Source organism: uncultured Nostoc sp. (assembly GCF_964247315.1).
Taxonomy (GTDB): Bacteria; Cyanobacteriota; Cyanobacteriia; order Cyanobacteriales; family Nostocaceae; genus Nostoc.
Genome location: NZ_CAXTTT010000104.1, coordinates 20,242 through 27,289 on the forward strand (window position 1 = coordinate 20,242; position 7,048 = coordinate 27,289).

Genomic DNA, 7,048 nt, shown 5'->3' on the forward strand with positions numbered 1-7,048 from the left:
GTTTTTACAAAACTGAGTGCTTTTGTCTAGTTCCAGGGATGAGCAAGCAAAGCCTGTGAAGTAATACCTAAGCCAATTAGGGTAATACATAAGGCGCTGGCCACAGGTAACATCTTGATCTTGGGTATCTGGAGTGGCAAATGCTCAAACCGATTTTTGGCGTAGACGAGCATTAAGCCGATTCCAGTTAGTACTGCTGCTAGACCTAAGCTAAAGGCAGATACTAGCGCTAGTCCAAAGCCAATTCGTCCCATTGCGATCGCGCTCAGCAACACTACTAAGGCTGAAGGACAAGGTAACAAGCCGCCGGAAATTCCTAGCGCTAGTAGGCTAGACCACTTCATGGAACTTACATCACCGTCAGGCGGTAGATGCGAATGCTCATGGTGTACGTGGTCATGATGATAGCGAAGCGGTAGCGAGTCAGACGCTCCTAACGTCGCTAACGCTTCGCTATCGAGCGTCTGGTGATGATGCAAGTCGTGGCTGTGGTGATGACTATGTACATGGTCATGTGAATGAGAAACCTGAGTCCCTTGCAATCGACTGATAAACAAATTCAGACCAATTACAGTTACCAGCACACCGGAGATTACGCTTAACCAAGGGTACAATTGCTCTGTCAAAATAAACTGGGATGTGCCAAGAGCGACCAGCCCTAAAGCAAATATGCCAGCAGTATGGGTAATCGTCATAATCAGCCCCAGGAATAGGGCGTGTTGGGCATTACTGCGGGAACCTACCAAATAAGCACCGACTATCGTTTTCCCATGACCAGGGGATAGGGCGTGTAAACCACCCCATAAAAAGGCGATCGCTAGAGCTATTAGGATAGTCAGGAAATTATGATTTTCCTGGGTAATTAGGCTAGTAAATACATCGTTGCTTCTTCCTGTCAAAGCATTATCTAAACGGCTGGATGATTTAACAGACGGTGGAGGCGCTTGTTCACTCGAAGTCAGAGACGGATTGAGTTTAAAGTCAATCCGACGTTGGTCGAGAGGACTGCTAAGTAACTCAGTGGGGTAATCTCTCAAGCGGTTGCTGATACTCAAAGAGGTGAAATCACCTTGAATGGGAATGTCATTTCCAGCCACAATAATCTCACGCCAGCCCAAGCGCTGTGGATAAAACTGATCTTCAAACTCGATTAACTGATTCGCGCCAACTAACTCCCTTGTCCCCTGAAAATTACAACTCAGCCGCAGTGTAGATAATCCTCCGACACCTGGAGGAAATTCGACTGTTGATTCGATCAAAGACAGTGCTAAAGGCTGTTTATCGATCAACAGTTTCAGATGTGAATTGACTTCCTGGCATTTTTGGTCAGGGTATTGAACCGTCTCTACAGGTTCAGCTTTGCGATCGCGATTAGTATCTAAGTGATTAATTTCCTGAAAAGCCGGAATCTCTGCCATGTCTAGAACATAATCAATCCCCACACCATCGGTTGCTACCTGCACTCCTGCGTAATGATTGATGGTAAAATTGCCTAAAGGATGGGCATCCGCCTTCGGCATCCAAAATAAACATATTGCGATGATTGCAGTACTCCAAGCCAAGTAATGTAGCAGTTTTTTCATAAATAACTTCCTATAGCGTTAGCAGTGAGAAAAGAGACAGAGGGTACTAAGTTAGCCAAGACTTGACGAGCTTCATCAGCATACTTGTGATGAAATTGAGGATTGAGGCTAACAGCTTGAGTCAGTCGCTTTATTGCTTCCTGACGATTACCTAAGTGAAACGCAATCATTCCAGCATGAAATTGCAGCAAAGCATCTTCTGTCCCCAAGCGAGTTGCCCGTTGTGCTGCCTGTTGCGCTTCTTGCCATTCCCCATTAGCCGCAGCTGCCCAAGCCAAAGTATCCTCTGCATATACATCGTCTCGCACTGCTACTTCACTACGAGCAATCTCTAGCGCCTCTGTTAAATGAATTGCGTGTTCGGTGTAGTAGACTGCCAAAGCGCGATCGTAGATTCCTTTAACCTTGCTCAGGTAAGCGACTACCCCGATTAAATCTTCCGTTTCAGCTGCGCCTTTTTGGTCGAGAAGAGCTAGTTGAGCATCAGCCTTATACCCCAGCGTTTCTACCAACGGCATCAGTTCTATACCCTGGTTGGCGATATTTAGAACATCCTGCCAGCGATGCTGTGCCGCATAGAGGCGAGCCAGTCCTGTAAACGCAGCTATATGCCGTGGGAAGAGGTCAAAAGCTTCCCGATATCGCTGCTCAGACAGGGCAAAATCTCCGGCTGCAAAAGCCAGATCCCCAGCCCGCACATGAAACCAAGCACGGGTTTCGGCGCTCGTCGTGTAGAAAGAGTCCATCTCCTGCATAGCCTCATCTAGCAGTTGTCGCGCTGAGGCTAGATTGCCAGTTAACTCTAAGTAACGGGCGACAACTGCATTATGACCAGAGTTAGATTCTCCCTGAGCAAGATTCTGCAAAAGTTGACGAGTTGCTTCATAGTCACCCAACTCCATCTGAATCGATGCCTTGAGTGAGACAATATTGGGATTATCAACAGATGAATTATTTAATACTTCTAAAGCTGACTGAAACTGATGTTGAGATAGTAAAGCTGATGCTAGGAGCATAGAAGAAACCTGATTATGGCTCGGCTGTAATGCCAGGGATCTACGTGCCGCTTGTTCTGCTCGTAACACATCGTCTATATCTGCCAGTTCTCGAAAACGCCTCAAATATTGATCGGCTAACAGACGTAAAAATATTGAGGAATCAGGAGATTGGGCAACTTTCTCCTCATAGACGCTGATAATATGCGATCGCTGTAAATAATCGGGGAAGACTAAATCTGACTGCTGAACTGGTAATATCTGCCTAGAATTAACAGTTAGCAGTTGCAGAGCAGAGGAATATGTGCCTAACTTACCATTGGTGTAGCCTAAACTTAGCGCTTGTGTATCACAGGGTCTTAGTAAAACCAGTAGGCTAGTCAGCACTAACACCCATAGTATTCGTAGATACATAAACCTTACAAAGGATTGCCTAAATAAGGGAAGGTAGGAAGAAAGTTGGCATTATTAGGCCCAACATTATCGCTAGTTAGCCCCGGAATTTTACCTGTAGAAATGCCTGTAACTGCATCACCAAAGACAACAGATGCTGTTACATCGATTACGTCATCTTTTGGTCTTCTACCACCAAAATTTTTGCCTAACTGAGTACCAAAATAACTACCACTAAGTTTAGAAAGGTCAGCTTGAATCACATCAGGAATCGCCACTGAGATTACTGCATCGGCTATGCCTTTAGGTCTACCGATCGCTTTCACAAAGGCTTGAATGAATTGGGATTGATTGCTAGCGTCTTTGGTTGGTGTCTGAAGATTACTATTATTATGAGCTTTAAAGTCCATAAAAAGTTCATTCAGGGCTGGAACTGCTAACCGCTCGATCTGAGCAAAATGACCGTTTCTGAGTCTAGGAGTTTTAACACTAGTTGTCATCCAAACACCAATTTTGCCTTTACCAAGCAGTTTCCTGGGTAGCTCGGCAATAATTGAGTGAACATTGAATGGGGCTAAAGTGTCTTTTGCTTGTCCCGGTGGTCTAAAGGTAAGAACTGTGAAGGGAGGACTGGGATTAGGCTGAAGGCTATAGTTCCGATCCGGGATGATTTTAAAAAACTGTTCCAAATCGAAAAAGAACGGGTCTTTGCGTGTCCCAACAAAGAACTTCATGCCGTTATATGTGGCGAATGTTTGGTTAAGTTGCCCTGTCCAACTTACTGGAAGCAAAGCTGACTCTGTTCCTACTGTGGTTGGACGACATGGGCCGCGGACTGTAACGGTTTGCTGTGAGCCTTTACCATTTACATTGAATTGGAGTACGACATCTTCAATACTGTCGCCAGTGTTATCAATCTTGAACTGATAAAGAACATTTGGATCGAATGGTCTTTTTTCACCAGAAACGATCAGAGGGTCGAAATCCATGACTAAGACAACATTTTTGGGGTCTTTCGGACTCTCAAACACAAACAAATCTGTGAGATCCGCAGCAGTCAGCTTAGTGGCAAGAAAAGTTGTGTCTTGGTGGTCTGAAGCCAAAGCTTTAGGGGTTGCATAGGTTAGAACTACCAGCAAAATAGCGACAAATGCCACTAGGGGACAAAAAAAACGAGTAGCTTTAGTCCAATATAGCGATCGCTTGATGGAAAGAAATACCATATTTTGGACTGCTTTATCTATGAGTAACCTGCCTTCAGTTGCTATAAAAGACGTGATACTCCGAGCATTTATTCTCATAGTTGCCCTTTTTGAGGTGTTTAGCCTCTACTGTTGGTGTGGAAATAAGAAGTTGATTTGGATTTCAAAAAAGACTGCGGCTATTACCGAAGCGCTTCACAGCTTATTTGCTCTTACTAGTCACTTTCCAGACCAAAACTTGCTCATTTCTTGCTCACCTTTGTCTATATTGATTTTCTGCTAAGGAATAAAAATTAAATTCTGACTTTTTGATTACTTGTGCTGATTTTCATCAATAAAACCCTCATAAAATCTCTGAGGGCATTGATTAATATCTATGTCAATCATCTAGTGCAGAAATATCTTTTATCCTGCCTGTGCTTGACAATTTCTTTAGGCTTGTGTTTTTCAATAGGCGTTTCAAAGTGACGATGCTTTCTCATATCTGGAAAAATCCCAGCCGAAGAACGTGGAGTAATTAGGTTTTTAACGTTTCAACCACCTTATCCACGAGTTCCATTGGATCAATTGGCTTGGTAATAAAAAGTTGAAAACTTGCTTTTAAAATATGCTATTCATTTACAATGAAGGAATGTTGCCACAAACCCAAATGCTTATTTTTAGCATTAGCTTCTGCAATTAAAAATTGGGTTTTGCTCTCATAGCAATTTTGTAAAGATTCTTGGTCAACGACGGCATTACCTGACTCTACTAAAAGGAGGTTTACTGACCGATTATCTGCAAACACTTCACCCGCTGGGCGACCATTTTTAACTTGTTCTGTGCTTCTAATCACGACAGGAGTTTGAGATGGTAATAGCTGTTTTAGCCTTTGTGTTGCTGCTAAACCATAGCGCTTGTCAGTTGCTTCTGGTGCGTTAATACAGGCTAACTTGACTGTAGTTGTTTGTCCTGCATTATCTTTAACCAAAATTGTGTTCCCATCTACAACACCAACTACTGTACCTAGCACCAAAATCAGTTGAAGTAATTCCATCACTTTGTATGTAATATTTTATGCAAAAATATAATTTTATTTCAGTATTTAGGTTATTAGTGTGATTTAGCTCACAATTTGCAATTACAAGTAAAAGTAATAAATATTATCATTGTAAAAACCTGACATTTATATCAATTAAAACTTCATTTAATAACTACAGGTAATTGAACACTCACAGTAGTTCCTGTCAAAAGGTCAGAAGAGATTAACAGTTCCCCATTATGAGCATTGACGATGCGTTTGGTAATAGCAAGTCCTAGCCCAGTGCTACAAGGTTTGGTAGAGAAGAATGGCTGAAAAACTTTGGTGATAACTTGCAATGGAATTGGTTCGTCGCCATTATGGACATTAATGCAAACTTTATCTGTATGTGAATAATCTACTTTCAATTTAATGATATCTTCTGCTGAAACTGCTTCCCAAGCATTGCGGATAATGTTGATAAATACTTGTTTAAGAAGGAATCCTATAGTACGATGAGATTTAAGTCGTATGATTTTAGTAACTTGACTTTCTGGAGATATTTTTAATTCTGTATTAGCCATCTTCAATGCTTTAACACAGCCTTGTATTTTAATAGTTTTTACTCCTAACTTCTAACTTTATTTATATGCCAGAACAACAGTGGACTATAACAGCAACTGAACAACCACCAGAGTGGTTTATCCAAGCAGTGAAACAATATACACCCGCATCAAGTGGACTATATGCAGCGCAGTTGTTGTGGCAACGAGGTATTAAAGATCGTCAACAATTAACAGCTTTTATCAACTATAAAGCTTATCAACCAGCAAGTCCCTTTGAGTTTGGGCAAGAAATGCATCTGGCGATCACACGGTTACAACAAGCATATAATACTAAAGAAAAAATTGCCATTTGGGGAGATTTCGATGCCGATGGAATTACCGCTACATCGGTACTTTGGGATGGATTGGGCCAGTTTTTCGCTCAAAATACCCAGTTAATTTACTACATTCCCAATCGCCTGAAAGAATCCCACGGACTTAATAATCAAGGCATCGATAATTTAGCAAAACAAGGTTGCAAATTAATAGTTACTTGCGATACGGGTAGCACAAACATTGAAGAAATTATTTATGCTAAACAGCTAGGTATAGATGTAATAGTTACAGACCATCACACCTTACCAGCCGAACGCCCAACCGTTGCAGCGATTATCAATCCCCGTTATTTACCAAGGGAACATCAGTTATTTAATCTTTCTGGGGTGGCAGTAGCTTATAAATTGGTGGAAGCACTATATCAAAGCCTGTCCAATGTTGCCAAATATCCCTTAGAAGATTTATTAGATTTAGTTGCAGTTGGATTAATTGCCGACTTAGTGCAGTTAAGTGGAGATTGTCGCTACTTGGCACAGATGGGAATTCAACGGCTGCAAGAAGATTTTAAACAGCCAGCAGCAGCGCGACGGCGGCCAGGGGTAGGGCGATTATTAGAATTGTGCCAAAAAAGTGGCGATCGCCCTACAGATATTTCTTTTGGTTTGGGGCCAAGAATTAACGCCGTTAGTCGCATCCAAGGTGATGCCTGTTTCTGCGTGGAATTATTAACTAGTCGGGATGTCAAACGTTGTAACGAACTAGCCGAAGTTACAGAACTCGCCAACGCCCGCCGCAAATCTTTACAAAAAGATGTGCAAGCACAAGTGGCGCAAAAACTTACTCAATTAGACTTATCAACCACCAGCGTTATTGTCCTAGAAGATGCCCAATGGCCTGCGGGTGTATTGGGCTTAGTTGCTGGACAGGTAGCACAAGAAACTGGTCGCCCGACAATTTTGTTGAGTACGGAAGGAGCAGGGGAGCAGGGGAGCAG

At 42.5% G+C, this 7,048-nt stretch carries 6 protein-coding genes and 1 pseudogene; 1 reads left to right on the plus strand and 6 read right to left on the minus strand.

The window, feature by feature from the left end; translation table 11 throughout:
* Window positions 1-26: 26 nt before the first annotated feature.
* The 6 genes and pseudogenes from ACFE93_RS25925 to ACFE93_RS25950 form a co-directional block, all read right to left on the minus strand.
* Window positions 27-1,583, minus strand: coding sequence for a nickel/cobalt transporter (locus ACFE93_RS25925; RefSeq protein ID WP_375477559.1), 1,557 nt, complete (start codon window positions 1,581-1,583; stop codon window positions 27-29).
* Window positions 1,580-2,992: a tetratricopeptide repeat protein gene (locus tag ACFE93_RS25930; protein ID WP_375477561.1), complete on the minus strand. Its 1,413-nt coding sequence runs from the start codon at window positions 2,990-2,992 to the stop codon at window positions 1,580-1,582. Before ACFE93_RS25930 ends, ACFE93_RS25925 begins: the two co-directional genes overlap by 4 nt.
* 5 nt (window positions 2,993-2,997) lie before the next feature.
* Window positions 2,998-4,272, minus strand: a complete 1,275-nt coding sequence (locus tag ACFE93_RS25935; RefSeq protein ID WP_375477563.1) for a DUF4331 domain-containing protein — start codon at window positions 4,270-4,272, stop codon at window positions 2,998-3,000.
* Between the two features lie 284 nt (window positions 4,273-4,556).
* Window positions 4,557-4,679 (minus strand): annotated as a pseudogene (locus tag ACFE93_RS25940) (30S ribosomal protein S21); the annotation flags it as partial.
* A gap of 104 nt (window positions 4,680-4,783) precedes the next feature.
* Entirely contained in the window at window positions 4,784-5,209 is a 426-nt protein-coding gene (locus ACFE93_RS25945) for a thermonuclease family protein (RefSeq protein ID WP_375477565.1), read from the minus strand.
* Window positions 5,210-5,355: 146 nt separating this feature from the next.
* Complete coding sequence (locus tag ACFE93_RS25950; protein WP_375477567.1) at window positions 5,356-5,757, minus strand: ATP-binding protein; 402 nt, start codon at window positions 5,755-5,757, stop codon at window positions 5,356-5,358.
* A 65-nt stretch (window positions 5,758-5,822) separates the two neighbouring features.
* Between ACFE93_RS25950 and ACFE93_RS25955 the strand changes: the two genes are divergently transcribed.
* The coding region (locus ACFE93_RS25955; RefSeq protein WP_375477569.1) for a DHH family phosphoesterase at window positions 5,823-7,048 on the plus strand (1,226 nt) is incomplete at its 3' end.